The 26,550-nt window shown below is 55.3% G+C and carries 21 protein-coding genes and 1 riboswitch; of the genes, 6 read left to right on the forward strand and 15 right to left on the reverse strand.

The genetic code is table 11. The features are described from left to right. Nucleotides 1–131: 131 nt before the first annotated feature. Nucleotides 132–1,676 carry a maltose ABC transporter permease MalF gene (gene malF / locus CNE01S_RS11245; protein WP_061276048.1) on the forward strand — a complete coding sequence of 515 codons (1,545 nt, stop codon included), beginning with the start codon at nt 132–134 and terminating at the stop codon, nt 1,674–1,676. Between the two features lie 11 nt (nt 1,677–1,687). Further along, nucleotides 1,688–2,578: a maltose ABC transporter permease MalG gene (malG, locus tag CNE01S_RS11250; protein WP_061276055.1), complete on the forward strand. Its 891-nt coding sequence runs from the start codon at nt 1,688–1,690 to the stop codon at nt 2,576–2,578. Between the two features lie 103 nt (nt 2,579–2,681). Here the strand turns inward: malG and psiE are convergent, their stop codons facing one another. The 6 genes from psiE to pgi all read right to left on the reverse strand — a co-directional run bounded on the left by psiE (nt 2,682) and on the right by pgi (nt 8,974). Then, nucleotides 2,682–3,089 carry a phosphate-starvation-inducible protein PsiE gene (psiE, locus tag CNE01S_RS11255; RefSeq protein WP_039299448.1) on the reverse strand — a complete coding sequence of 136 codons (408 nt, stop codon included), beginning with the start codon at nt 3,087–3,089 and terminating at the stop codon, nt 2,682–2,684. A gap of 85 nt (nt 3,090–3,174) precedes the next feature. Beyond that, a complete protein-coding gene (locus tag CNE01S_RS11260; protein WP_061276058.1) occupies nt 3,175–5,271 on the reverse strand; it encodes a YjbH domain-containing protein in 2,097 nt (698 codons plus the stop codon). Then, the gene (locus CNE01S_RS11265) at nt 5,271–6,008 is read right to left on the reverse strand and encodes a capsule biosynthesis GfcC D2 domain-containing protein (protein ID WP_061276060.1); all 738 of its coding nucleotides are present in this window, start codon (nt 6,006–6,008) and stop codon (nt 5,271–5,273) included. The genes CNE01S_RS11260 and CNE01S_RS11265 overlap by 1 nt, the downstream gene beginning before the upstream one ends. Then, nucleotides 6,005–6,643, reverse strand: coding sequence for a YjbF family lipoprotein (locus CNE01S_RS11270; RefSeq protein WP_061276062.1), 639 nt, complete (start codon nt 6,641–6,643; stop codon nt 6,005–6,007). Before CNE01S_RS11270 ends, CNE01S_RS11265 begins: the two co-directional genes overlap by 4 nt. 62 nt (nt 6,644–6,705) lie before the next feature. After that, on the reverse strand, nt 6,706–6,957 hold the full coding sequence (yjbE, locus tag CNE01S_RS11275; protein ID WP_008455862.1) for an exopolysaccharide production protein YjbE: 252 nt from the start codon (nt 6,955–6,957) through the stop codon (nt 6,706–6,708). 367 nt (nt 6,958–7,324) lie between these two features. After that, the gene (gene pgi / locus CNE01S_RS11285) at nt 7,325–8,974 is read right to left on the reverse strand and encodes a glucose-6-phosphate isomerase (protein WP_061276067.1); all 1,650 of its coding nucleotides are present in this window, start codon (nt 8,972–8,974) and stop codon (nt 7,325–7,327) included. Between the two features lie 239 nt (nt 8,975–9,213). Beyond that, nucleotides 9,214–9,435, forward strand: a riboswitch (Lysine riboswitch). Between the two features lie 103 nt (nt 9,436–9,538). Here pgi and lysC point away from each other — a divergent pair. From lysC to CNE01S_RS11305, 3 genes are all read left to right on the forward strand, one after another. Next, entirely contained in the window at nt 9,539–10,888 is a 1,350-nt protein-coding gene (gene lysC / locus CNE01S_RS11295; RefSeq protein ID WP_061276071.1) for a lysine-sensitive aspartokinase 3, read from the forward strand. A 92-nt stretch (nt 10,889–10,980) separates the two neighbouring features. Beyond that, complete coding sequence (gene panS / locus CNE01S_RS11300) at nt 10,981–11,913, forward strand: ketopantoate/pantoate/pantothenate transporter PanS (protein WP_061276073.1); 933 nt, start codon at nt 10,981–10,983, stop codon at nt 11,911–11,913. A 91-nt stretch (nt 11,914–12,004) separates the two neighbouring features. Next, nucleotides 12,005–12,277, forward strand: coding sequence for a YjbD family protein (locus CNE01S_RS11305; protein WP_008455871.1), 273 nt, complete (start codon nt 12,005–12,007; stop codon nt 12,275–12,277). Between the two features lies 1 nt (nt 12,278). On the opposite strand, the gene rluF is transcribed toward CNE01S_RS11305, so the two are convergent. The 5 genes from rluF to metH all read right to left on the reverse strand — a co-directional run bounded on the left by rluF (nt 12,279) and on the right by metH (nt 19,296). Next, complete coding sequence (rluF, locus tag CNE01S_RS11310; RefSeq protein ID WP_061276074.1) at nt 12,279–13,157, reverse strand: 23S rRNA pseudouridine(2604) synthase RluF; 879 nt, start codon at nt 13,155–13,157, stop codon at nt 12,279–12,281. A 65-nt stretch (nt 13,158–13,222) separates the two neighbouring features. Continuing rightward, nucleotides 13,223–13,537, reverse strand: a complete 315-nt coding sequence (locus CNE01S_RS11315; RefSeq protein WP_045780956.1) for a CcdB family protein — start codon at nt 13,535–13,537, stop codon at nt 13,223–13,225. Next, complete coding sequence (locus tag CNE01S_RS11320) at nt 13,537–13,800, reverse strand: type II toxin-antitoxin system CcdA family antitoxin (protein ID WP_061276075.1); 264 nt, start codon at nt 13,798–13,800, stop codon at nt 13,537–13,539. The genes CNE01S_RS11315 and CNE01S_RS11320 overlap by 1 nt, the downstream gene beginning before the upstream one ends. Before the next feature lie 36 nt (nt 13,801–13,836). After that, nucleotides 13,837–15,468, reverse strand: coding sequence for a Na/Pi cotransporter family protein (locus tag CNE01S_RS11325; protein WP_061276076.1), 1,632 nt, complete (start codon nt 15,466–15,468; stop codon nt 13,837–13,839). Nucleotides 15,469–15,612: 144 nt separating this feature from the next. Further along, a complete protein-coding gene (gene metH, locus CNE01S_RS11330; RefSeq protein WP_061276089.1) occupies nt 15,613–19,296 on the reverse strand; it encodes a methionine synthase in 3,684 nt (1,227 codons plus the stop codon). Between the two features lie 192 nt (nt 19,297–19,488). Here metH and iclR point away from each other — a divergent pair, with 192 nt between their 5' ends. Continuing rightward, a complete protein-coding gene (iclR, locus tag CNE01S_RS11335; protein ID WP_061276078.1) occupies nt 19,489–20,322 on the forward strand; it encodes a glyoxylate bypass operon transcriptional repressor IclR in 834 nt (277 codons plus the stop codon). On the opposite strand, the gene aceK is transcribed toward iclR, so the two are convergent. From aceK to metA, 4 genes are all read right to left on the reverse strand, one after another. Further along, on the reverse strand, nt 20,319–22,061 hold the full coding sequence (gene aceK / locus CNE01S_RS11340; RefSeq protein ID WP_061276080.1) for a bifunctional isocitrate dehydrogenase kinase/phosphatase: 1,743 nt from the start codon (nt 22,059–22,061) through the stop codon (nt 20,319–20,321). The genes iclR and aceK overlap by 4 nt on opposite strands. 57 nt (nt 22,062–22,118) lie before the next feature. Further along, on the reverse strand, nt 22,119–23,426 hold the full coding sequence (gene aceA / locus CNE01S_RS11345; RefSeq protein WP_061276081.1) for an isocitrate lyase: 1,308 nt from the start codon (nt 23,424–23,426) through the stop codon (nt 22,119–22,121). A gap of 30 nt (nt 23,427–23,456) precedes the next feature. Beyond that, nucleotides 23,457–25,055: a malate synthase A gene (gene aceB / locus CNE01S_RS11350; protein WP_061276083.1), complete on the reverse strand. Its 1,599-nt coding sequence runs from the start codon at nt 25,053–25,055 to the stop codon at nt 23,457–23,459. 245 nt (nt 25,056–25,300) lie between these two features. Continuing rightward, nucleotides 25,301–26,230: a homoserine O-acetyltransferase MetA gene (gene metA / locus CNE01S_RS11355; protein WP_061276085.1), complete on the reverse strand. Its 930-nt coding sequence runs from the start codon at nt 26,228–26,230 to the stop codon at nt 25,301–25,303. Nucleotides 26,231–26,550: the final 320 nt, after the last annotated feature.

Here is a 26,550-nt window from a genome sequence, read left to right on the forward strand (position 1 = left end):
GCCCCTTACCCCGGCCCTCTCCCCATAGGGGAGAGGGGGAAATCGACAGAAGTCCGGCCCTTTCTGTCCCCTCTCCCCCTTGGGGAGAGGGTTAGGGTGAGGGGAAATAACACGCTGTAGAGGAACACCCCATGGATGCAGTTAAAAAGAGCCGCTGGTGGCAAAACGAGGGACTGAAATGGTCAGTCATCGGGGCATTGGGCCTGCTGGTTGGCTATCTTGTGGTTTTAATGTACGCCCAGGGGGAGTACCTGTTCGCCATAATGACGCTGATTTTAAGCTCACTTGGCCTCTATATTTTTGCTAACCGCAAGGCCTATGCCTGGCGCTATGTTTATCCCGGTATGGCCGGTATGGGGCTGTTCGTCCTCTTCCCGCTGATCTGCACTATCGCTATCGCTTTCACCAACTACAGCAGCACCAACCAGCTGACGTTTGAACGCGCGCAGCAGGTGCTGATGGACCGCCAGTACCAGGCGGGCAAAACGTTCAATTTTGGGCTTTACCCGAATGGTAACGAATGGACGTTGGCGCTGACCGATGGGGAAAGCGGTAAAAACTATGTTTCGGACAAATTCACTTTTGGCGGCGCACAAAAAATCCAGCTGAAAGAAGTAGATGCGCTGCCGGAAGGCGAGCGCGGCAATCTGCGGGTGATCACCCAAAACCGCCAGGCGCTGAGCCAGATAACCGCCGTGCTGCCGGATGAAACCCGGGTCGTGATGAGCTCGCTGCGCCAGTTCTCCGGCACTCGCCCGCTCTACACCCTCACGGAAAACGGCGAGCTGACCAATAATCAGACCAGCGTGAAATACGCCCCGAACGACCATGTCGGCTATTACGAATCGGTGAATGCCGACGGTAGCTGGGCCGGGGAACAGCTAAGTCCTGGCTATACCGTGACTATCGGCTGGAAAAACTTCCTCCGCGTGTTCCATGATGACGGGATTCAAAAGCCGTTCCTGGCGATCTTCGTCTGGACGGTGATTTTCTCGGTGCTGACGGTGATTCTTACCGTCGCGGTAGGGATGGTGCTGGCCTGCGTGGTGCAGTGGGAATCATTGAAGGGTAAGGCGGTGTATCGCCTGCTGCTGATTCTGCCCTACGCCGTGCCTTCGTTTATTTCGATACTGATTTTCAAAGGCTTATTCAACCAAAGCTTCGGCGAAATCAATATGATGCTGAGCGCACTGTTCGGCATTAAGCCCGCCTGGTTTAGCGACCCGACAACCGCTCGTTCGATGATTATCATCGTCAATACCTGGCTGGGCTACCCGTACATGATGATCCTGTGCATGGGGCTACTGAAAGCTATTCCTGACGACCTTTACGAAGCGTCAGCGATGGACGGCGCGGGCCCGTTCCAGAACTTCTTTAAAATCACGCTGCCGCTGCTGATTAAGCCGCTTACGCCGCTGATGATCGCCAGCTTTGCCTTTAACTTTAACAACTTCGTGCTGATTCAACTGCTGACCAACGGCGGCCCGGACCGGCTCGGGACGACTACGCCAGCGGGTTATACCGACCTGCTGGTGAGCTACACCTACCGTATCGCCTTTGAAGGTGGCGGCGGCCAGGACTTTGGCCTGGCTGCAGCTATCGCAACGCTTATCTTCCTGCTGGTGGGCGCCCTTGCGATTGTTAACCTGAAAGCCACCCGAATGAAGTTTGATTAAGGAGCCTGACGATGGCCATGGTGCAACCCAAATCTCAAAAGCTGCGTCTGTTTCTCACGCACTTTCTGCTGCTGCTGTTTATCGCGGCAATCATGTTCCCACTGCTGATGGTGATCGCCATTTCGCTGCGTCCGGGTAACTTTGCGACCGGCAGCCTGATCCCGGACCAGGTGTCATGGGAACACTGGAAGCTGGCGCTGGGCTTTAGCGTGGAACACGCGGATGGTCGCGTTACGCCGCCGCCGTTTCCGGTTCTACTGTGGCTGTGGAATTCGATAAAGATTGCCGGGATCACGGCGATAGGCATCGTTACGCTTTCGACGACCTGCGCCTATGCTTTTGCCCGTATGCGCTTCCCGGGTAAAGCCACGCTGCTGAAAGGGATGCTGATTTTCCAGATGTTCCCGGCGGTACTGTCGCTGGTCGCGCTGTATGCCCTCTTTGACCGCTTAGGCCAGTACATTCCGTTTATCGGTCTGAACACGCACGGCGGGGTGATCTTTGCTTATTTAGGCGGGATTGCGCTGCACGTCTGGACGATTAAGGGCTACTTCGAAACTATCGACAGCTCGCTGGAAGAAGCCGCCGCGCTGGACGGAGCGACGCCGTGGCAGGCATTCCGCCTGGTGCTGCTGCCGCTGTCGGTGCCGATTCTGGCGGTGGTCTTTATCCTGTCGTTTATTGCCGCGATTACCGAAGTGCCGGTGGCTTCTCTGCTGCTGCGCGACGTGGACAGCTACACGCTGGCCGTGGGTATGCAGCAATACCTCAATCCGCAAAACTACCTGTGGGGTGATTTTGCCGCCGCGGCGGTGCTCTCCGCGATACCAATTACCGTTGTGTTCCTGCTGGCCCAGCGCTGGCTGGTGAGCGGCCTGACCGCTGGCGGGGTGAAAGGTTAACGTTTATTCCTGAAAGTCATTTGCTTCATCTTTATGCCATACCACTGCAACCCTCAACTTTGACCTTAGTATTTTATTCAGGCGGCCCCAGGGCCGCCCTTTTTTATTCTCGTTTCAGGCGCTGGCTGTTGCACAGCCAGAGCGTTATCACCAGCACCAGAATCGCTGCGGAATAAATCAGCACGTCGAGCGGCGATTTATGATCGATGATAATCAGCCGCACAATCGCGGTGATGCCGATGTAGACGAAGTAGCGCAGCGGGAAGTGATAGCCCGACTGGAAGTACTTCACAATCAGCGCGATAAACTCGAAATAGAGGAAGTAGACCACCAGCCCTTCGATGAACAGGTACGAACTGGCATCATCCCCCGGCGTGAACAGCACGGTGGCCAGGTGAACGGTTTCTTTGCCCAGGAAGATAATCAGGATCAGCCCCAGGGCTAATAAACCCAGATTGAGCACCGTCTGCATGACGGTAGAAATCCAGGCAAAACGCGGTGTCGCAGGCATAACGGCCTCTCATTATTATTGTGGTATTGAGAGGCTGTTATACGTCGAAAATGTGATCGTGATCTAGTTTATTTACTTACCTTCATTAGCGGAAGTTTTCGCTGCGGTCGCTGGTTATTCCGTACAGGTCAAACTTACGGCCCAGCATCTGCCCGCCATCACGCGTCAGCGGCGTCCAGGTCACCTGCGCCCGACTGCGGGTCGGGTAGGCAGAGAAGATATCCAGTGGCACATTGATGTAGAAACCTTTGGTGAAGTCCCCTTCGCCGTACTCTTTCTTCGACACGTTGGTAATGGTGGCGTAGGTGCCCACCACAATACCGCTGTCAAAGTGTTTGGAGATCTCCAGCGTGCCGCCTTTATCCTGCGCCAGGTACTGGCCGATGCTGAGCTTAACCAGCACATCCTGTGCAAACGGCGGCGTCCAGTAGCCGGTGATATGCCCTGTCTTAGCGCTATAGTCAGTGAATTTCATCATGTCCTGCGAACTGCGCCAGTCACGCTGTTTGACGTAGTTACCGTTAACGCCGATCGCCCAGTTACTGTCCACCGGACGGTAAAGCAGCTCCGCCCCTGCGCCGCCGTACATGGTTTCCAGGTAGCCCGCGTAAACCTGGCCGTAGACCCCATGCCCAAAGTACTGGAAGTAGTTAGCCTGCAGGTTGTTGATGTAAATATCATTTTCTACATATTCGCGAACGTGGGTACGCACTCGCGGTAGCGTTGAATCCGTTGGCGGATTGGTATAGTTAAATTTGTCGTAGTTATTGGCGACGTTAGCAAACAGGCTGCCGCTGGTTAACAGGTGGTCCGTCAGCCAGTAATCGACGTTCCCCATCACCCCAAGCTGGTACATGTAGAAGCTTTCCGGGCCGCCGATAGACTGATTGAGAATCGGATCGAGCGAGTAGTTGAAGCGCGACTTCTCGATGTAATACCCCTGCTCGGTGCTTTCTGGCACCACAGGCTCAACGCGTTTTTGCACCAGCGTCGTTTCCTGTCCCAGCGGTTCGCCTGAAAGGTGATTACGCAGGCTGGCCACGTCCGTTTCAGTGGTGACCTGCGGCATATTGAGGCGGCTTTCGGTAATGCGGATGGTGCGAATATTATCCGGCAGATCATTCATCACTATGCGGTTGGCGCGTTCGATACCTTCGCGGGAATTACGGTATTTCACCTGCTCGCCCGTGACGTAAAGCGTGTCACCTTTGACCTGAATATTCGGGTTGATCAGCCCAGCGTTGTACTTCAGATCGGTCAGTTGGTTGGCCGCCACGTTGTGCTGCAGAATTTCGTCCTGCGGATGCGGCTGGTACTCAGGACGACGGGAATCGTTGTACCCCGGCTTGAGGTCGTTGAAATTGGTGCGGAGCGTCACGCCAAACATAAAGGTGTTGCCGCGCTCGTAGCTCATGTTCACGTCGGCCCAGTCGGTTACCCGATAGATAGCGCCGACGTTGACGCTGCTGCGTTGGTCTATTTTTCCCGCAAATTCATGGCTGTAGTTGTTACCCTCATACTCAACTTTCAGCCTGAGTGGCTGCCACGGCGTCTGGTACTCCACGCCGCCAAACAGCGATGTCGGGCCGTGGAACATGCCGCTAAAGTTGAAAGAGCCCGCCATTTGGTAGCTGTTATCGCGATGGCAATATTTGTCGCTGTATTCACAGAGAGGATTTTTGATGTTGCCGCTGGTACCTAAATATCCCCAGCCCATGCCGAGGCTGAAGTCGAACGGCCCCCACGCTTTGCTTGCCACCACATATTCACCGTCAAACAGCCCGGTACCGCCCAGGTCACGAATACCGGCGGAAACCTGAGGCAGCCAGTAGCCCTCTTCCCAAAGGCGGAATTTCACGTCAAACGCTTTGTCTTTATAGGTCTGGTCTCCCGAGAAAGCCTTCACGCTACTGTAGTGGCGAGTCCGCACGTCGGTGTAACGGAGCGTGGCTTCCATCCAGGGGAAAAGCTGCATGGAGGCGGAGTAAAAGCGATACTGATCGTTGTCGCGATAGTTGAGGTTAAATTCGCCTTCAGGCGCCATACGCGCCGTCGGCGTTTGCAGCAGGCCCGCGCCGCCAAAATCTGCCTGAGAAGGGCCAACGGGTGCCGGATACGTTTCGGCGCGGCAGGCGGAAGTCACCGCCAGCGCAATCAGGCTATACAGGTAACGTTTTTTCATTAATCCGGTATCCGATGGGTCAGGGTGTTGAGAATTTGCTGGTTCAGTTCATCAAAGGTGGCGCTGAAAAGGCGGTCGGAGAAACCCACAAAGATAAGGCTACCTGGCGACGGTTCTATATGGCGCTTATTCCAATACGCGACCGGCGCTTTTTCGATTTTGCCGTCCGGGTAAATCACCCAGGCGTAGCTTCTTTCGGCCCCGCTCAACAAACTGGTGTCATCCAGATAGTCATCCACGCTGCGCCCTAGGGTAAAAGGTTTCACTCCCGGCGAGCTGACTAATCCCACCAGGGTGATTGTTGTGGGCTGCGGCCCGGTCCACAGGCTGTACTCCCCCTGAAGCGGCACGTTCGCCTGCGGGCGCAGGCGCACCCAATCGGGGTCCAGATTGACAAACTGCCGCCCGGTTACGTGCATGGCGCTGAGCTGCTGACGCAGCCCGTTGATGGCGGCGCCGTCATCTCCGTCTTCGTCTGCGGCCACCTCAGCCAGGCGGGCCAGAAGCTGCCGGTGCTTCTGCTCTTCTGCGGCGCTTGCCTGCCGGGTGCTAATCACCGCCGCAGGCCACCAGCTGCGGCTTAACGCAGGGTTAGTCACTAAATCCGCCAGCCGCTCAGCGTCTTTTATCACCTGCGGCTGCGTTTGCGGTTTTACATACACGGTCACGGTACTTTCTGCGTGGCTAAAGGCGCTGGCGAAAAGCAGCGCTATCAGCGTAAAGGGGATTTTTTTCATTGTTTTGCCGCCTTCACAAGAAGCGTAGTGATGGGCCAGTAGCCAGGGCCAAGGTACTGTTTTGATTTGCGGATTTGCCCTTCATCATCCACCCAGTAGCGGTTCGTCCAGCTTTTTCCGAGCGCGGTCACTTCTTCTTCCAGAATTCGCACTTTGGTCACGCTACTGCCGAGCTTCACCGTGTCGGTACCGTCAAATTCAAAGGTCGACGTTGCTGGGGCGTAGCGAACCTGCTGGCGTTCAGTCCAGGCCATCTGCCGGGTCCAGCTCGCGCCATCCTTGATCTGTTTCACTTTCGCCAGCGGGTCGCTGGTCAGGTTGGTGACTTCCGTCAGGTTGTCGCGTAGCCCGGACGTTTTCACGATGCGACCGTTTTGCGTGACGATGACCGACCTGTCCTGCGTCACCCACTTCTGCTGGCCGTCTTCGTTATAAGCGAGTACCACGAACAGCTGCGGGCCGTTGTTGATGCTCATGTATTGGCTCGCGTAGCGCATCTCGGCAATTTCATCATCGGTAAGCTGCACGCCGCCGCCTCCGGCAACACTGTGCCAAAGCGAGGTACCCAGCCCTCTGGTGGTCGCTGAGCACGCCTGGAGTAACAGACAGACAAAGAGTATTGCGAGTCGCTGCACGGTGATTCCCCGGTTTAAAATAACCACACCGAAGTGTGGTTATGGTTAAAAACACCCAAACGTTAACGGGTGGTGGTGCTGGTCGTCGTGGTTGTGGTGGTCCCGGTGTTAGAACCGTCGCCGCCACCGGTTGCGGCTAATGCCACACCGACCGCAGAACCAACAGTGCTGGCGCTGGTTGCAGCAGAACTGCCTGCAGACACAGACGTCGCCTGCGCGCCGGCCGCATCACCCACTGCTACAGGGTCAGCATTCGCCGCGCCGGCGGCTGCCAGCGTAAATATGGCTAAAGCGCCATAAAGGGTTTTTCTCATTACAATTTCCCTTCATTGAATGAATGGAGATTTACCTGAAAAGGTTTCAGGCGCGATCGAGTATACACAACACAATGTGATGAATTGGTCTGTGGCAAATAAGAAGGGGATTTTAAGAAAAAGAGTAAAAATTAATGCGTTAATTATATTTAATGTAGGAATAAATCAATTAAAACAACACACTAAAAGAATAAAAGCACAAAATAAATTCAATATAATCTTAAATAAAAGACACAGGAAATACGTGGGGTATTTAATTTTCGGATTAACCTCAGGGTGGCAATATCAGAAATTATGACAGCAAGGGGATAACTCTTATAAAAAATATGCCAGCACAAGGCTGGCATATTTACATCAAGCGGATTAATTAATCACGCCATGCTTTATAGCGGTTAATCAGGCCGTTGGTGGAGCTGTCGTGGCTGGCGATTTGCTTGTCGTCACCCAGCTCCGGCAGGATGCGGTTAGCCAGCTGTTTGCCAAGCTCCACACCCCACTGGTCGAAGGTGAAGATGTTCAGGATTGCGCCCTGGGTGAAGATTTTGTGCTCATACAACGCAATCAACGCGCCCAGGCTGAACGGGGTGATTTCACGCAGCAGGATGGAGTTGGTTGGGCGGTTGCCTTCGAACACTTTGAACGGCACAACGTGGTCCAGCGTGGCCGGATCTTTACCCTGGTCACGGTATTCCTGCTCTACTACTTCGCGAGATTTACCGAACGCCAGCGCTTCGGTCTGAGCAAAGAAGTTAGACAGCAGTTTTGGATGATGATCCGACAGCGCGTTATGGCTGATAGCCGGCGCGATGAAGTCGCAAGGCACCATTTTGGTCCCCTGATGGATCAGCTGGTAGAACGCGTGTTGGCCGTTGGTGCCCGGCTCGCCCCAGATGATTGGGCCAGTCTGGTAGTCTACGGCGTGGCCGTTGCGGTCAACATACTTACCATTGGACTCCATGTTGCCCTGCTGGAAGTAAGCCGCAAAGCGATGCATGTACTGGTCGTATGGCAGAATCGCTTCAGTTTCAGCGCCGAAGAAATTGTTATACCAGATGCCGATCAGCGCCAGAAGAACCGGTAAGTTTTGCTCGGCAGGCGTGGTGGAGAAGTGTTTATCCATCGCATGCGCGCCGGACAGCAGCTCAACGAAGTTGTCGTAGCCCACGGACAGGATGATAGACAGACCAATCGCGGACCACAGAGAGTAGCGACCGCCAACCCAGTCCCAGAATTCGAACATGTTTGCAGTGTCGATACCGAATTCGCCGACGGCTTTACCGTTGGTGGACAGCGCAGCAAAGTGTTTCGCTACGTGTTTTTCATCGCCAGCCGCACGCAGGAACCAGTCACGCGCGCTGTGGGCGTTGGTCATCGTTTCCTGAGTGGTGAAGGTTTTGGAGGCGACCAGGAACAGCGTGGTTTCCGGGTTCACTTTCTTCAGCACTTCGGCAATGTGAGTCCCGTCAACGTTGGACACAAAGTGCATGTTGAGGTGGTTTTTGTAAGGGCGCAGCGCTTCGGTGACCATGAATGGGCCGAGGTCAGAGCCGCCGATACCGATGTTAACCACGTCGGTGATAGCTTTACCGGTGTAACCTTTCCAGCTGCCGCTGATGATGCTTTCAGAGAAGGCTTTCATCTTCTCAAGCACCGCGTTCACTTCCGGCATCACGTCTTTGCCGTCGACCACGATAGGCGTGTTGCTACGGTTACGCAGGGCAACGTGCAGAACGGCACGGTCTTCGGTGCGGTTGATTTTCTCGCCGGCGAACATAGATTTGATCGCGCTCTGCAGTTCGGTCTCTTTCGCCAGAGCCTGCAGTTTTTCGAGGGTTTCGGTGGTGATGCGGTTTTTGGAGAAATCCACCAGCATCAGGTCATCGAAGGTTGCGGAGAACTTACTGAAGCGGTCGTTATCTTTCGCGAATAGCTCGGAAAGCGTAACGTCTTTCATCTCATCGTAGTGTTTCTGGAGCGCCTGCCAGGCAGAGGTCTGCTTCGGGTTGATGTTTTTCATAGCAATACTCTTCTGATTTGAGAATTGTGACTTCGGTCGATTGTAGCGCCTGCAGGCAAAAATTGTGATTGATTTTATGCCATTAACCGAGGGTTTCCCGTAACCCCCTAAAAAGCGGCAAAAATACCCTCTTATAAGTTAAATTCCTGATTACGGATTTAACATGAAAAATCCGCATAACCCCGCAGTTGACATGCCTTCGCTGAAGCTTTATTTATTAGGCGCTACCTGCGCTTGCGCAGGCCAGAAGAGGCGCGTTGCCCAGAAAATCGTATCCGAGAAACCAGTAACAAGGACGATACGTGAGGGGGAGCAACGCCGAGATGATGAAGCGGCTGGTCACGCTTATTGTCGGCTGCAGGGGCTGAATCCTCTGGGTTGTCACCAGGAAACGTTCGCAGTCGAGCGTTTCATATCCGGCTCATAAAGCCGGATAAACAAGGTGGAGCACTTCTGGGTGATATCGTAGTTCTCCTGCTCTGCGCCCACCCGTTTACCGCTCTTCCCTTGTGCCAAGGCTGAATACTTTTTTGCCAGTTGAATGGCCCCTGACACGAGGTAGTTATGTCTCAAACCGTAGTCGCCAAATTTGGCGGTACCAGCGTCGCCGATTTCGATGCGATGAACCGCAGCGCCGATGTGGTGCTGGCCGATAACCACGTCCGCGTGGTGGTACTTTCCGCCTCCGCTGGCGTGACTAACCTGCTGGTTGCTCTGGCTGAAGGCCTCGAAGCGACCGAACGTTTCGTCAAGCTCGATGCCATCCGCAAAATCCAGTACAACATCGTTGAGCGCCTGGCGAGCCCGGAAGTGATCCGCGAAGAGATCGATCGCCTGCTGGAAAACATCACGACGCTTGCGGAAGCCGCCTCCCTTGCGACCTCAACCGCGCTAACCGACGAACTGGTCAGCCACGGTGAACTGATGTCCACCCTGCTGTTTGTAGAAATTCTGCGTGAACGTAGCGTTGAAGCGCAGTGGTTCGATATTCGTAAAGTCATGCGCACCAACGACCGCTTTGGCCGTGCCGAGCCGGATATCGCCGCGCTGGCGGAACTGGCAAGCCAGCAGATGCTGCCGCGCCTCGCGGAATCCCTGGTGATCACTCAAGGCTTTATCGGTAGCGAAGAGAAAGGCAGAACGACTACCCTTGGCCGCGGCGGCAGCGACTATACCGCTGCGCTGCTGGGCGAAGCGTTGAATGCCGCTCGCGTGGATATCTGGACCGACGTGCCGGGCATCTACACCACCGACCCGCGCATGGTGCCTGCGGCAAAACGTATCGACCGCATCGCCTTTGAAGAAGCCGCCGAAATGGCCACCTTCGGGGCGAAGGTGCTGCACCCGGCCACGCTGCTGCCCGCCGTGCGCTGTGATATCCCGGTGTTTGTTGGCTCCAGCAAAGATCCTGCGGCTGGCGGCACTTTGGTGTGTAAAAAAACGGAAAATCCACCGCTCTTCCGCGCCCTTGCGGTGCGTCGTAAGCAAACGCTGCTGACGCTGCACAGCCTGCATATGCTGCATTCACGCGGTTTCCTCGCGGAAGTGTTCAGCATTCTGGCTCGCCACAATATTTCCGTGGATCTGATCACCACCTCCGAAGTGAGCGTGGCGTTGACCATGGACACCACCGGCTCTACCTCCACCGGCGACAGTCTGCTGACCACCGCGCTGCTCACCGAGCTTTCATCGCTGTGCCGCGTGGAAGTTGAAGAGAACCTGGCGCTGGTTGCCATCATCGGCAATAAGCTGTCCCAGGCCTGTGGCGTAGGCAAAGAAGTGTTCGGCGTGCTCGATCCGTTCAATATCCGCATGATTTGCTACGGCGCTTCCAGCTACAACCTGTGCTTCCTGGTGCCTGGCGACGATGCCGAGCAGGTGGTGCAGAAGCTGCACCACAACCTGTTTGAATAACAGCCTGAACTATGCAATGAATACAGAAAGCCGGGCTCGCACCCGGCTTTTTTATAACCATAAAACAACACACACTTTGCAAGGACACCGCTATGTTCGCCACTCTAACCCGGCTGTTCCCGCTCTGGGCGCTGCTGCTCTCCGTCGCTGCGTATTATACCCCCTCAACCTTTACTCCGATTGGCCCGTGGGTCAGCACGCTGCTGATGCTCATTATGTTTGGTATGGGCGTGCATCTTCGGATTGAAGACTTTAAACGCGTGCTGTCGCGCCCGGCTCCGGTGGCCGCAGGTATTTTTCTGCATTACCTGGTGATGCCGCTGGCGGCGTGGCTGCTGGCGATGCTATTCCATATGCCGCCCGACCTTTCAGCCGGGATGGTGCTGGTTGGCAGCGTAGCCAGCGGCACGGCGTCCAACGTCATGATTTATCTTGCGAAAGGCGACGTTGCGCTCTCCGTAACGATCTCTTCGGTCTCCACGCTGGTCGGCGTTTTTGCCACACCGCTGCTGACCCGTCTGTATGTGGATGCCGACATAAAAGTCGATGTGATGGGCATGCTGGTCAGCATTCTGCAAATCGTCATTATCCCGATTGGCCTGGGCCTGATTGTGCATCACCTTTTCCCACGCCTGGTAAAGCGCGTGGAACCTTGGCTGCCCGCATTTTCCATGCTTTGTATTCTCGCCATCATTAGCGCGGTGGTTGCCGGTTCGGCGTCACATATCGCTTCCGTGGGACTGGTGGTGATTGTCGCGGTGATTTTGCATAACACTATTGGCCTGCTCGGCGGCTACTGGGGCGGACGCCTGTTTGGGTTTGACGAGTCGACCTGCCGGACGCTGGCTATCGAAGTGGGGATGCAGAACTCAGGTCTTGCGGCCACGCTGGGAAAAATCTACTTCTCCCCGCTCGCTGCACTGCCTGGCGCATTGTTCTCCGTCTGGCACAATCTTTCCGGTTCCCTGCTCGCCGGCTATTGGTCTGGCAAGGCGATAACCTCGAAGCCTGATGACAAAAAATAATCGCTAAAAGCCTGCTGATGCAGGCTTTTTTGTCTCGTCGCCGCGGAGGGTTTGTTTTACACTGAACGTCCTTTCCTGGGAGATTGCAACGATGGCTACAGCCAGACTGACACAGCAAGACATGACGGAAAGCGAACAGCGTGAGTTAAAAACGCTGCTGGATCGCGCCCGCATTGCCCACGGTCGTACGTTGACCAACTCAGAGACTAATCAGGTAAAAAAAGAGTACATAGACAAGCTGATGGCGGAACGTGCGCTGGCGGCTAAGAAAGCTCGCCAGCTGAAGAAACAGAATGCATTAAAGCCGGATACGACAACCACCTATTCATGGTCGGCCAATAACCACACGCGAGGAAAACGCTAGTTTAACGGCCTTTCTTCTTCCGGCCTGGGGAAGCAAAGCGTTTACGCGAGGCAAGCTCAGCGGGCGTTTTTGCTGAGCTTTTCGGGCCGCTTACCAACGGTTTTTTCGCCGCCGGGCTGGCCGTTTTTGGCTTCTCTTTTTTAGCCGGTTTCGCCTCTGAAGACGAATCCTCAATCAGCTTAAACAGCTCAATCAGTTCATCATCCGTCAGGTCACGCCATTCCCCCAGCGGAATACCGGTGAGATTGACGTTCATGATGCGCGTACGCTCCAGCTTCGTCACTTCATAGCCAAAGTGTTCACACATGCGGCGGATCTGGCGGTTCAGCCCCTGAACCAGGGTGATGCGAAACGCAAACGGGGCTTCTTTTTTGACTTTGCATTTTTTGGTGACGGTGCCGAGAATCGGCACGCCCGCGCCCATACCGCGAATAAACTCATCAGTGACCGGTTTGTTCACCGTGACCACATACTCTTTCTCGTGGTCGTTCCCGGCGCGCAGAATTTTGTTCACCAGGTCACCGTGGTTGGTGAGGAAAATCAGCCCCTGGGAGTCTTTGTCCAGGCGGCCGATTGGGAACACGCGCTTGCTGTGGTTCACGTAGTCGACGATGTTGTCTCTTTCGCCGTCTTCCGTGGTGCTCACAATCCCCACCGGCTTATTCAGCGCAATCAGCACCAGGTCTTCTTCATTGCGGGGTTCGATGAGCTGACCATTCACCTTCACGCTATCGCCGGCAAAAACCTGATCGCCAATTTTGGCGCGCTTGCCGTTAATAAAAACGTTGCCCTGTTCGATGTAGCGATCGGCATCACGGCGTGAGCAGATCCCGCTCTCGCTGATGTATTTGTTAAGACGAATAGATGAATTAGTCAGCATGGCTCCTCCGAAAACCCAGGACTATACCTTACCCGCAGGGCGTTGCGAACCGTAAAATGGGCCTGTTAGTAACCCTGAATCATAAAATCAACGGCGCCACACAGCTCATCTCTGTAATGCGTCAAATCAGCGACCGAAGCACCGAGTTCTTTAAGCGGAATACCTGCCATCATGTGAGTCATCGCCACGCAAGGCCGCCCCTCAATAGTCACGATGGGGCAGATTTTTTCTGGAGGCATGGCCCCCAGTAATTCGCGCTCAATAACGGGAATGACCAGGGCATGCTTTAAGGCATCAGCAATGGGATGCTGCATATTGATGAGATAAGGATACGTTTTCTTCCCTGCGCCAGTATTCTCGTAGGCGTGAAACTGTTCCATCAGAAGGTCCTCTGAAAATCACTGAACGAGCCGTGCTCCTCAACAAACTCATTAAGCACGGCGATCTTTTCCTGATTGTCCCTGAGCCACTCAACCCGAGCGTTTTCGCGAAATTTCTCGATTAATGCCTCAGTCAGTACCGCCGAGATGTTTAACTTCAGCTTACGGGCCTCATCCAGAATCTCCGGCGCGAGCGTGACATTCACCGATTTTTTGGCGGCTGCACTTTCAACACGCATATTAACCCCCATAACAATGCGCATACATTGTTCAATTATAGAGCGATGCCGGGTTAACGATCAATACTCATCCCGTTCGTCGTCATCGTCCGGCTGGTCCAGCACGCTGTAGGCGACGGAACAGAACAACGAGTTGAGGCGCTTCATGTCCCCCAGCAGCCCAAGGTGCAGCGAACTGGTTTCGATGCTCTGCACGTTTTGCTGGTGCAGACGGTCCACGTGAGCGTGGGAGTAACGGCGGTTCATGATGCGGAAACGGTGTTTGTTGCGGCGCAGGCGGCGGGCGCTGCCCAGATCGCTTGAGAAAAATACCGACAGGCTGAGCTGCAGGTTGCTGATCAGCTGCTGAAGCAGGTTATCCAGCTCGGTCAGGCCGTCCGGCGAGAAGGCCCGGCGCGCGGCGAGAGACTTATCCGCCACTTCGCTGCCCATACGCTCGATGATGTCTGCCGCCTGCTCCAGGTTTAGCGACATTTCAATAATTTCCGCCCAGCGGCGAGATTCCATTTCCACCAGATCTTCTTTTGGCATCTGCGCCAGATAAAGCTTGATGGCGGTATACAGCACGTCCACATCGTCGGCCAGCTTGCGCAGCTCTTTTTCCTGACGCGGTTCGCCGTGCATCACCTTGCTCCAGGTTTCCAGCATCTGTTCCAGCACGTCCCCCATTCTCAGGGTTTCACGCGCGGCGTTGGACAACCCCAGCGCGGGCGTATCCAGTGCCGTCGGGTCGAGATGCTTCGGCTTCATGCGGGCGTCGACTTCAGGCGCTTCGCTGATAACCCGGCGGCAGAAACGCGCCATCGGTTCGGCAAAAGGCACCATCACCAGGCAGCGAATCAGGTTGTAGAAGACGTGGAAGTAGATAACCAGTTCAGACTCAGGGAGCGGCAGGTGGTGCATCAGCCGGGCCAAGACATGCACAAACGGCAGCACCAGCAGGCTACCCACCAGCTTAAACAGCAAGCTGCCCAGCGCCACCCGGCGGGCCGCAGCATTGGCAGCGCTGTTGTTGATCATCGCCAGCAGGCCGGAGCCCAGGTTGGCCCCGATGACCAGGCACAGCGCCACATCAAAGGAGATCACGCCGGTAGACGTCAGCGTGGCCGTCAGTAAAACGGCAGCCAGGCTGGAGTAGCTGATGATGGCGAACATCGCGCCAATCAGCGCGTCGAGCATGATATCGCCGGTCAGAGAAGCGAAGATGACCTGAACACCGTTCGCCTGGGTAATCGGCGTCACGGCCCCAACAATCAGCTCCAGCGCCAGCAGAATAAGGCCCAGACCAATCCCTACGCGGCCAAGCTGCCCGGCGCGCGTTTGCTTGCGACTGAGGAAGAAGATAACGCCGATGAAAATCAGCAGCGGCGAAAGCCACGAAAGATCGAAGGTCAGGATACGCGCCATTAGCGCTGTACCGACATCAGCCCCGAGCACGATCACCAGCGCAGGGGCCAGCGCCACCAGGTCCTGGGCAACAAACGAGGTCACCAGCATGGTGGTGGCATTACTGCTTTGCACCAGCGCGGTAACGCCTATACCGGCGCAGAAGGCGAGCGGTTTCTTTTCTACGCTGTGGCTAAGTACACTGCGCAGGTTGGCACCGTAAACACGCATGATACCGGTACGCACAATGTGCGTGCCCCAAACCAGCAGCGAAACGGCGGACAGCAGGTGTAACAAGGTCAGCACGGATTTTTGTTCTCCTTATCGTTTTTAGGGTTCCTGAGGCAAAAATAGCCACCCTCCTTCAGTATAAGGGGTTAACTTCAATAAAGAGACAAGGCGCCCATAGAGCGCCCTGTAAGTTGTAAGGAAAGATAACAGGTTTGTGAGTCAGTCGGCGTCGTACCCGAGGTTCGGCGCAAGCCAGCGTTCAACCTCGCCGATCGGCATGCCTTTACGGCGGGCGTAGTCCTCTATCTGATCACGCTGGATTTGCGCGACGGCAAAGTACTTACTGTCCGGGTGGCTGAAGTACCACCCTGAAACGGACGCACCGGGCCACATGGCGTAAGACTCGGTGAGCTTCATGCCAATCACGTTTTCGACGTCAAGCAGCGCCCAGATGGCCGCTTTTTCCGTGTGCTCCGGGCAGGCCGGGTAGCCTGGTGCCGGGCGAATCCCCTGATAATTCTCGCGAATCAGTTCCTCGTTGCTGAGGTTTTCCGTGGCCGCATAGCCCCAGTAGACTTTACGCACACGCTCGTGCAGATATTCTGCAAAAGCTTCGGCCAGGCGATCGGCAACGGCTTTCACCATGATTTTGTTGTAATCATCATGCTGCGCGTCATAGGCGCCGGCCAGGTCGTCTTCTTCAATACCGCCGGTGACCGCAAAAGCACCGATGTAGTCTGTTTTACCGCTGTGCTTAGGCGCAACAAAGTCGGCAATACAGTAGTTCGGGAAGCCGCTTTTTTCGGTTTGCTGGCGCAGATGGCGGCTGACGGCTTTAACCTGAGATCGTGTTTCGTCGGAATAAATCTCAACATCGTCCCCCACCCGATTCGCCGGGAACAGGCCAACCACGCCGCGCGGCGTCATTGTCTTCGTGCGGTGAAGCATATCGAGCATGTCATTGGCGTCTTTAAACAGGCGCTGCGCTTCCTCGCCTACCACTTCATCTTCCAGAATACGCGGGTATTTCCCGGCCAGCGACCAGGTCATGAAGAACGGCGTCCAGTCGATGTAGTTCCGCAGCGTTTCAATGCTGGCGGTAACTTCCTGCACGCCCAGCCGATGCGGAACCGGAGGCGTGTAGCTTTCCCAGTCAAAAGGAAGGTCGTTATCCCGCGCTATCTCCAGCGTAACCGGCGGCGTGCGTGGTTTTTTACGCGCGTGCTGCGTTCGCACCACTTCGTACTCTTTGCGGGTACGGGCGACAAATTCATCGCGCTGGGTTTCTGAAAGTAGAGCAGAAACCACGCCGACGGTGCGCGAGGCGTTCTGAACGTAGACGGTTGGGCCGCTGTAGTTCTGCTCTATTTTCACCGCCGTGTGGGCTTTTGACGTGGTTGCCCCGCCGATCAGCAGCGGCAGCGTAAAGCCCTGGCGCTCCATCTCTTTGGCGACGTTGACCATTTCGTCCAACGACGGGGTGATCAATCCGGACAGGCCAATGATATCGGCCCCCACTTCACGAGCGGTTTTCAAAATTTTCTCGCCGGGCACCATCACGCCAAGGTCGATAATTTCGTAGTTGTTACACTGCAGCACCACGCCGACGATGTTCTTGCCGATGTCGTGCACGTCGCCTTTGACGGTCGCCAGCACAATTTTACCGTTACTGCTGCCCTGTTCCTTGCTGGCTTCGATGTACGGTTCCAGGTAAGCCACCGCTTGCTTCATCACGCGGGCGGATTTCACCACCTGCGGCAGGAACATTTTGCCTTCACCAAACAAATCGCCCACCACGTTCATCCCGGCCATCAGCGGGCCTTCAATCACTTCGATTGGGCGAGCCGACTGCTGGCGGGCTTCTTCGGTATCCGCTTCAATAAACTCGGTGATGCCTTTCACCAGCGAATATTCCAGGCGTTTCGCCACATCCCAGCTTCGCCATTCCGCCTGTTGAGTATTTGCGCCGTCATCGCTTTTGCTGCCGCGATACTTTTCGGCCAGATCCAGCAGCCTCTCTGTACTGTCGTCACGCCGGTTAAGAATGACGTCTTCTACGGCGTCACGCAGCTCGGCCGGAAGATCGTCGTAAATCGCCAGCTGCCCGGCGTTCACGATCCCCATGTCCATGCCGTTGCGGATCGCGTAATAGAGGAATACCGCGTGAATGGCTTCGCGCACCGGATCGTTGCCACGGAAGGAGAAGGAGACGTTAGACACGCCGCCGGAAATCATCGCGTGCGGCAGCTCGCGCTTAATGTCTTCGCAGGCGCCGATAAAATCCTGGGCGTAGTTGTTGTGCTCTTCGATGCCGGTCGCCACCGCGAAGATGTTCGGGTCAAAGATGATGTCTTCCGGCGGGAAGCCCACCTCTTCGGTAAGAATTTTGTAGGCCCGGCGGCAAATCTCGATTTTGCGCTCACGGGTATCCGCCTGGCCCGCTTCGTCGAACGCCATCACCACCATCGCCGCACCGTAACGGCGTACCAGCTTCGCATGGTGGATAAACGGCTCAATGCCTTCCTTCATCGAGATGGAGTTAACGATGCCTTTGCCCTGAATGCATTTTAGCCCTTTCTCGATGACGTCCCATTTCGAGGAGTCAATCATGATTGGCACGCGGGCGATATCCGGCTCGCCGGCAATCAGGTTCAGGAAGCGCACCATCGCCGCTTCGGCGTCGAGCATCCCCTCGTCCATGTTGATGTCAATGATCTGCGCGCCGCTGGCGACCTGCTGCAGCGCAACGTCCAGCGCCTCGCTGTATTTTTCTTCTTTGATCAGCCGCTTGAATTTAGCCGAGCCGGTGACGTTGGTACGTTCGCCTACGTTCACAAACAGGCTGTCAGCGCCAATGTTCAGCGGCTCAAGTCCGGCCAGGCGGCAGGCAACCGGCAGTTCGGGGAGCTGACGCGGCGCAACGCCAGCTACCGCTGCGCTCATCGCGGCGATATGCGCAGGCGTCGTCCCACAACAGCCGCCGACAATATTCAGAAATCCGGCCTGTGCCCATTCCCCAATCTGCTGAGCCATAACGTCTGCATCGAGATCGTACTCGCCGAAAGCATTTGGCAGACCGGCGTTAGGGTGAGCGGTCACGTAGCACTCGGCAATACGCGATAATTCAGCCACGTACTGGCGCAGTTCGTCCGGCCCTAGCGCGCAGTTAAGTCCGAAGGAGAGCGCGTCGGCGTGGCGCAGGGAGTTATAGAAAGCTTCCGTCGTCTGGCCGGAAAGCGTACGGCCCGACGCATCGGTAATGGTGCCGGAAATCATGATCGGCAGGTCAACGCCGAGCGCTTCAAACTCCGCTTTTACGGCGAAGATGGCGGCTTTGGCATTGAGGGTGTCGAAAACCGTTTCGATCATGATCAGGTCGGCTCCGCCCTCCACCAGCGCCCTGGTCGATTCACGGTAAGCGGCGACCAGTTGATCAAAAGTGATGTTGCGGAAGGCCGGGTCGTTCACGTCCGGGGAGATTGAAGCCGTGCGGTTGGTGGGGCCCAACACACCGGCGACATAGCGTGGTTTTTCCGGCGTGCGTGCCGTCCATTCATCGGCACAGGCACGCGCCAGCTTCGCGGCTTCGTAGTTTATTTCCGCCGACAGCGACTCCATTTGGTAATCAGCCATCGCAATGGTTGTGGAGTTGAAGGTGTTGGTTTCAACGATGTCTGCGCCTGCCTCAAAGTAGGCATAGTGAATCGCGGCGATAATTTCCGGTTTGCTAAGCACCAGCAGGTCATTGTTGCCCTTAAGGTCACACGGCCAGTCGGCAAAACGCTCCCCGCGGAAATCGCTCTCATCAAGACGGTAGCTTTGGATCATGGTCCCCATACCGCCGTCCAGCACCAGAATGCGTTCACTCAGTTGTTGCTTCAGCTTTTCTACGTTGTTGCTCACGCTCACTCCCACCTGTTTTCCCTGCCTGACGGATATGCCATCCCATACTTGCACAATCTATAGGGTCGTAAAAGCCGCACGTCGGGAACATGAGAGATGTTCAGCATCACTCCTCCGATCAGTCCGGGTAGTGGTTGCAAATTCGCCAAATAAAACGAAAATGATTTCCACGATACGAAAAAGGAGTTCGGTATGGTTGCTACAGTCCCCGCTAAACGAGGTAAGAAACCCCGCGCCGCAGCCGCTGCGGCTCCGGCTGCTACCGGGCAAGTGCAGTCCCTGACCCGCGGCCTTAAGCTGCTGGAGTGGATTGCCGAGTCTCACGGTAGTGTGGCACTCACCGAGCTTGCCCAGCAGGCTGGTTTGCCCAATTCCACCACCCATCGCCTGCTCACCACGATGCAGCAGTTAGGCTTTGTCCATCAGGTGGGCGATCTTGGTCACTGGACGATTGGCGCTCACGCTTTTGTCGTCGGCAGCAGCTTCCTGCAAAGCCGCAACCTGCTGGCCATCGTGCACCCGATTCTGCGCAAACTGATGGAAGCCTCCGGCGAAACCGTTAACCTCGCGGTGCTCGATAAGAGCGATCATCAGGCGATTATTATCGATCAGGTTCAGTGCACGCAGCTGATGCGTATGTCAGCCCCTATTGGCGGCAAGCTGCCGATGCACGCGTCCGGCGCAGGCAAAGCGTTTCTGGCTCACCTGAACGACGACGAGCTGGCCGGCCTGTTACATCGTAAAGGCCTGCACAGCTACACGCCTGCGACGCTGACTTCACCGCTGCATTTAAAAGAAGATTTAGCGCAAACGCGCAAGCGTGGTTACTCGTTTGACGATGAAGAACATGCGCTGGGGCTGCGTTGCGTGGCCTCGTGCATCTACGACGAGCACCACGAGGCGTTTGCCGCGATCTCCATTTCCGGCCCAATTTCACGCATCACCGATGACCGGGTGACGGAGATTGGCGCGCTGGTGATTAAAGCCGCGAAAGAAATAACGCTGGCATACGGCGGCGGGCGCTAACCTGCCCGCTTCACTTCGCCAAACCGCTGGCTGAAACGCTGGCGGCGGCGATAGGCGAAGACATCTTCGACATAGCCCTCGCGGATGCGGGTTTGCAAAGCTCGCCAAAAGTCGGCGCGGAAAAGGTCGGCATGCATTTCATCAAATAGCGGGCGAATACGCCTGTCCGCGCAAAGATAGTGCCGGAACTCTTCCGGAAAGACATCGCCCGGCGAGATGCTGTACCAGGGCTCGGAGGACAACTCATCCTCCGGATAACGAGGCGGCGGAATATCCCGGAAATTTACCTCGGTCATATAGCAAATTTCATCGTAATCGTAGAACACCACTCGCCCGTGGCGCGTCACGCCAAAGTTTTTAAACAGCATGTCTCCCGGGAAGATGTTGGCCGCCGCCAGCTGACGAATAGCGTTGCCGTACTCTTCCACCGCATCCCTCAGCTGCTGGCCTTCTACCTGCTCCAGCCACAGGTTAAGCGGCACCATTCGCCGCTCGATGTAGAGATGGCTGATGGCAATGCGGTCACCAAGATCGGTCAGTTTTTCCGGGACTTCTTCACGCAGCAGCGCCATCAGCTCACGGCTTATTTGCTGCTTATCCAGCACGAAGTTTTCAAACTCTTGCGTATCCGCCATGCGCCCTACGCGATCGTGCTCTTTTACCAGCTGGTAACAGGCACGAACCCTTTCGGCGGTGACCTCTTTCTGCGGCGCAAACCTGTCCTTTATCACCTTAAAAACGCGATCGAAACCCGGCAGCGTGAAGACCAGCATCACCATGCCGCGTATGCCGGGCGCCTCAATAAACTGCTCGGGCGTATTGTTAATGTAGGTCAGATATTCACGATAGCTCTCGGTTTTGCCATGCTTCTGGCAGCCAATTGCCATGTACAGTTCGGCGGTGGTTTTACCCGGTAAAATCTCGCGTAGCCACTCGACAAGTGCGGCGGGGAAAGGGGCATAAACCATGAAATAAGAACGGGCAAAGCCGAAAACGATGCTGGCTTCAGGCGAGCTGGTCAGGCAGGTGTCTACCATTAAGCGGCCATCATCGGTGCGATGGATCGGCAGCAAAAATGGAATTTTGCCTCCCGCCAGCACCAGTTTGCCAACCAGCCAGGCGGCTTTGTTGCGATAAAACAGTTCGTTGGCCACTTCAAGCGTGGCCGTTCGCAATGCTTCTGCGCCGAACGTTTCATGGAGATGGGCCAGGATAAAACCAACGTCCCTCGCAATATCTTGCCAGGGCAGGCGCAGCGGGAGATCGGAAAGCAAGGTCGTGAGCAAGGTCGTCCAGCCCTGCTCCGGGAAAAAGGTTTTAGCCAGCGGACGAGGCAGCGGCCGGAGCTGTTTGCCCGCCTGCGAGCTAAAGATAAAAAGCCGCTCGGGAGTAAGCGAGCGGTGGTCGAAGAGCCGACAATAGACGGAATTAAAAAAGCTTTCGGCAATTTCAAAACGCGGATAATCCGGCAACAACCGGGTGTACTGCTCTTTCACGCGCAGTAAAAAGGCCGCGTCGGTGTTCTGCCCGCCGGTAATGCAGCGAAGTTGTTCTACGACGAGGCCTACATGGTGATCGTACAGGTTGATGCGGCTTTTCATCGCCTGCTGAACGGCGTGCCAGTCGGCCTGTTCAAAGCGCTGCTGGGCACCTGCGGTGACCTCGAGAAATCGACCGTATTGTGCGTCGAACCCCTGCAGGATGGTGTGGGCAATTAACAGCTCCAGCCTGTGTGACATTTATTTCTCCCCTCACCCCAGCCCTCTCCCAAAGGAGAGGGGGAAAATAAAGTTTGTTCAGAACTGTTCTTCTTCGGTAGAACCGGTCAACGCGGTTACGGAAGAAGCACCGCCCTGGATAATGGTGGTTACGCGGTCAAAGTAGCCGGTGCCCACTTCCTGCTGGTGAGAAACGAAGGTGTAGCCTTCAGAAGCGGCAGCAAATTCAGGCTGCTGTACCTTCTCAACATAGTGGCGCATTCCCTCACCCTGCGCATAAGAGTGCGCCAGGTCGAACATGTTGAACCACATGCTATGGATCCCCGCCAGGGTGATGAACTGGTATTTGTAGCCCATGTCCGACAGCTCTTGCTGGAAGGAAGCGATGGTTTTGTCATCGAGGTTTTTCTTCCAGTTAAATGACGGCGAACAGTTGTAGGCCAGCAGCTTGCCTGGGAAGCGAGCGTGGATAGCCTCAGCAAAGCGACGAGCCTGGTCCAGATCGGGTTTAGAGGTTTCACACCAGACCAGATCGGCATAAGGGGCGTAAGCCAGGCCGCGGCTGATAGCCTGCTCAATACCAGCCCGAGTGCGATAGAAACCTTCCTGCGTACGCTCGCCGGTGACGAACTCACGGTCATATTCGTCGCAGTCGGAGGTGATCAGGTCTGCCGCATCGGCATCGGTACGAGCGATCAGCAGCGTTGGAACCCCCATCACGTCGGCCGCCAGACGAGCAGCGATTAATTTCTGGATAGCTTCCTGAGTCGGGACCAGGACTTTGCCGCCCATGTGGCCACATTTCTTCACGGAAGCAAGCTGGTCTTCAAAGTGCACCGCAGCGGCACCGGCCTGAATCATCGACTTCATCAGTTCGAAGGCGTTCAGCACGCCGCCAAAACCCGCCTCTGCGTCGGCAACGATCGGCAGGAAGTAGTCAACGTGGCGTGGATCGCCCGGCTCAATATTCGATGCCCACTGGATCTGATCCGCGCGCTGGAAGCTGTTGTTGATCCGATCGACTACTGCAGGGACAGAGTTCGCCGGGTAGAGCGACTGATCCGGGTACATGCTGGACGCGAGGTTAGCGTCCGCTGCAACCTGCCAGCCGGAGAGATAAATGGCTTCGATGCCGGCTTTGGCCTGCTGTAAAGCCTGGCCACCGGTTAACGCTCCCAGACTGTTTACGTAGCCTTTTTTCGACTCACCGTGCAGCAGGCGCCAGAGTTTAGCCGCCCCGTGCTGTGCCAGGGTACATTCCGGGGTCAGCGAACCACGCAGTTTCACCACGTCTTCTGCGCTATAGGTACGCTCAATGCCTTCCCAACGCGGCTGTGTCCATTCTTGTTGTACTTGTTGAATCTGTTGGCTACGAGAGGTTTTCATTTCAGATGCTCCATTTTTATAGGGTTAGGTTCAGGCAAGCAGGCGGTAGCCCGGCAGCGTCAGGAAGTCGATTAACTCTTCTGAGGTGGTAATTTGTTCCATCAGCCTCGCAGCTTCATCGAAGCGTCCCTGGCTAAAACGCTGGTCGCCCAGCTCTTCCTGAATCACCAACATCTCTTCGGCAAGCATCTGGCGGAACAGCGCTTTCGTCACGGTCTGGCCGTTGCTTAGCGTCTTTTGGTGGTGGATCCATTGCCAGATGGAAGTACGGGAAATTTCAGCGGTCGCGGCATCCTCCATCAGCCCGTAAATCGGTACGCAGCCGTTGCCGGAGATCCACGCCTCGATGTACTGCACCGCAACGCGGATGTTGGCACGCATGCCTTCTTCGGTGCGTTCGCCAGGACAAGGCTCAAGCAACTGTGCCGCGGTAATTGGCGCATCTTCGCTGCGGCTAATATCCAGCTGGTTCTGGCGCTCACCCAGCGCTTTGCCAAAGACCTCAACAACCGTGTCCGCAAGGCCCGGATGCGCAATCCAGGTGCCGTCGTGGCCGTTGTTGGCCTCCATCTCTTTGTCCGCTTTAACTTTGTTCAGCACCCACTCATTCCGCGCGCTGTCTTTGCTCGGGATAAAGGCCGCCATGCCGCCCATCGCAAACGCACCGCGACGATGACAGGTTTTGATCAGCAGACGCGAGTAAGCATTCAGGAACGGTTTATCCATCGTCACGGATTGTCTGTCCGGCAGGACGCGGTCCGGATGGTTTTTCAGGGTTTTGATGTAGCTGAAGATGTAGTCCCAGCGCCCGCAGTTCAGACCGACAATGTGATCTTTCAGCGCGTGCAGGATCTCGTCCATCTGGAAGACAGCCGGTAACGTTTCGATCAGCAAGGTCGCTTTAATGGTGCCACGCGGCAGATCGAACCGATCTTCCGTAAAGCTGAATACTTCGCTCCACCAGGCCGCTTCCTGCCATGACTGGGTTTTAGGCAAATAGAAATATGGGCCACTGCCTTTAGCCAGCAGGGCATCCACGTTGTGGAAGAAATACAGCCCGAAGTCGAACAGGCTGCCTGGGATAGCTTCCCCACGCCAGGCCACATGTTTTTCAGGCAGATGCAGGCCACGCACGCGGCAAACCAGGACCGCCGGGTCGGGCTTCAGTTGATAGATTTTTCCCGCTTCGTTTGTCCAGCTGATGGTGCCGTTAATCGCATCGCGCAGGTTGATCTGGCCGTCGATGACTTTGCTCCAGCTCGGCGCCAGGGAATCTTCGAAGTCGGCCATAAAGACTTTTACGTTAGCATTCAGGGCGTTGATCACCATCTTACGTTCAACCGGCCCGGTAATTTCTACCCTACGGTCGAGGAGATCCTGAGGAATGCCTCTAATCTGCCAGTCACTTTTACGAATGGAATCGGTTTCCGAATTAAAATCAGGAAGCTTTCCGCCGTCGATAGCCTGCTGTTCAGCAATGCGAGATGCCAGCAGCTTGTTGCGCTGTGGAGTAAAGCGACTCACCAGATCGCTGAGGAATTCTACGGCTTCCGGGGTGAGGATCTGCTTCTCTTGCTCGCCAAACGGCTGGCTAAAGGCCAGCTCTTCGCTAACTGTCTGTTGTGTCATTCGGTTACTCCTTCGTCTTATCCCGTCGAGACGGCCAAAAGTGAATCGCGCACGGCTGTGCAGTTTTCATGCAACAGAATTAAGACTACTTCATGAATTTTTAAAATCAAAAACAATTTCCATTTTTGATTTTAAATTTATTTATCGCATTGATATTTATGAGATTAAAGTTTTTGCAGGCGGGGAAGTGGTTTTCAGAATAGAAAAAAGGCGCCGAAGGCGCCTGTGGTGGGAAGCTGAAACGCTTAATCGAGCGTCGGATTCATGTGGCGCAGGTCGAACGGCGTGATCTGGTAGACGTAATAGTTCAGCCAGTTGGTGAACAGCAAGTTACCGTGGCTGCGCCAGGTCGCATGTGGTTTTTTCGCTGGATCGTCACCCGGGAAGTAGTTATACGGTACTTCCGGCTGAAGCCCCGCCTCGACATCGCGGAAGTATTCACCTGACAGCGTCAACGCGTCATATTCCGGGTGGCCGGTCACAAACGCAATGCGCTTATCCCTGCTGCCAAACAGATAGGCATCGCCCTGTTCTGTTTCGGCAAAAATCTCCAGATCGGTGTAGTCCCGAATCAGTTGTGCAGGGAAGTCGGCATAGCGAGAGTGAGGTGCCAGGAATGAGTCGTCAAAGCCACGCGTCAGTAAAGCATGGGGCTGAGTAACATGGTGCTCGTAGACGCCAGACAGCTTTTCATCCCGGGTTTGCTTAGGAATACCGTATAAAATATTCAGTGCCGCCTGAACAGCCCAGCAGACAAACAGGGTCGAGGTGACATGATCTTTGGCCCACTCCAGGACCTGCTGGATCTGCGGCCAGTAAGCGACGTCGTTGAATTCAACCAGCCCAAGCGGCGCGCCGGTCACAATCAGGCCGTCATAGTTATCGTGTTGGATATCTTCAAAATTACAGTAAAAGTTATTGAGGTGTTCACTAGGCGTGTTGCGAGATTCACGGCTATCAATGCGCAGCAGCTGGATGTCCACCTGCAGCGGAGAGTTGGAGAGCAGCCGCAGGAACTGGTTTTCCGTCTCAATTTTCTTCGGCATCAGATTCAGGATCAGTACCTTTAGCGGACGTATTTCCTGATTGCTGGCGCGCGATGAAGTCATCACAAAGACATTTTCCTCACGCAGGAAATTGACGGCTGGTAGCTCGTCCTGCACCCGAATCGGCATAACCTTATATCCTCAAAGCATACGTTTAAACGTTTAGACATCCAGACACCTGACGATACCGAGTTTATAGATCAATGTCGAGTCAGAAGCGAAAAGGTGAAAATGTTTCATTTAAGAGTGATAACGAAGGGCAGATGCTTACGCTGGATTGAAGGCAGGAATGCAGTGGATAAATCTACGGTAGAGAGTTAAAAATATGAAGGGTATAAAAGCAAAAAACCCCGGTCTTCCGGCCGGGGTTAATGCTTAATTTGATGTCACATAAACAAAAAACCCCAGCCGTCAGGCTGAGGTTTTCTGTTTTATTTGATGCCTGGCAG

The sequence above is a fragment of the Cedecea neteri NBRC 105707 = ATCC 33855 genome (genome assembly GCF_001571265.1).
GTDB classification, from domain to species: domain Bacteria; phylum Pseudomonadota; class Gammaproteobacteria; order Enterobacterales; family Enterobacteriaceae; genus Cedecea; species Cedecea neteri.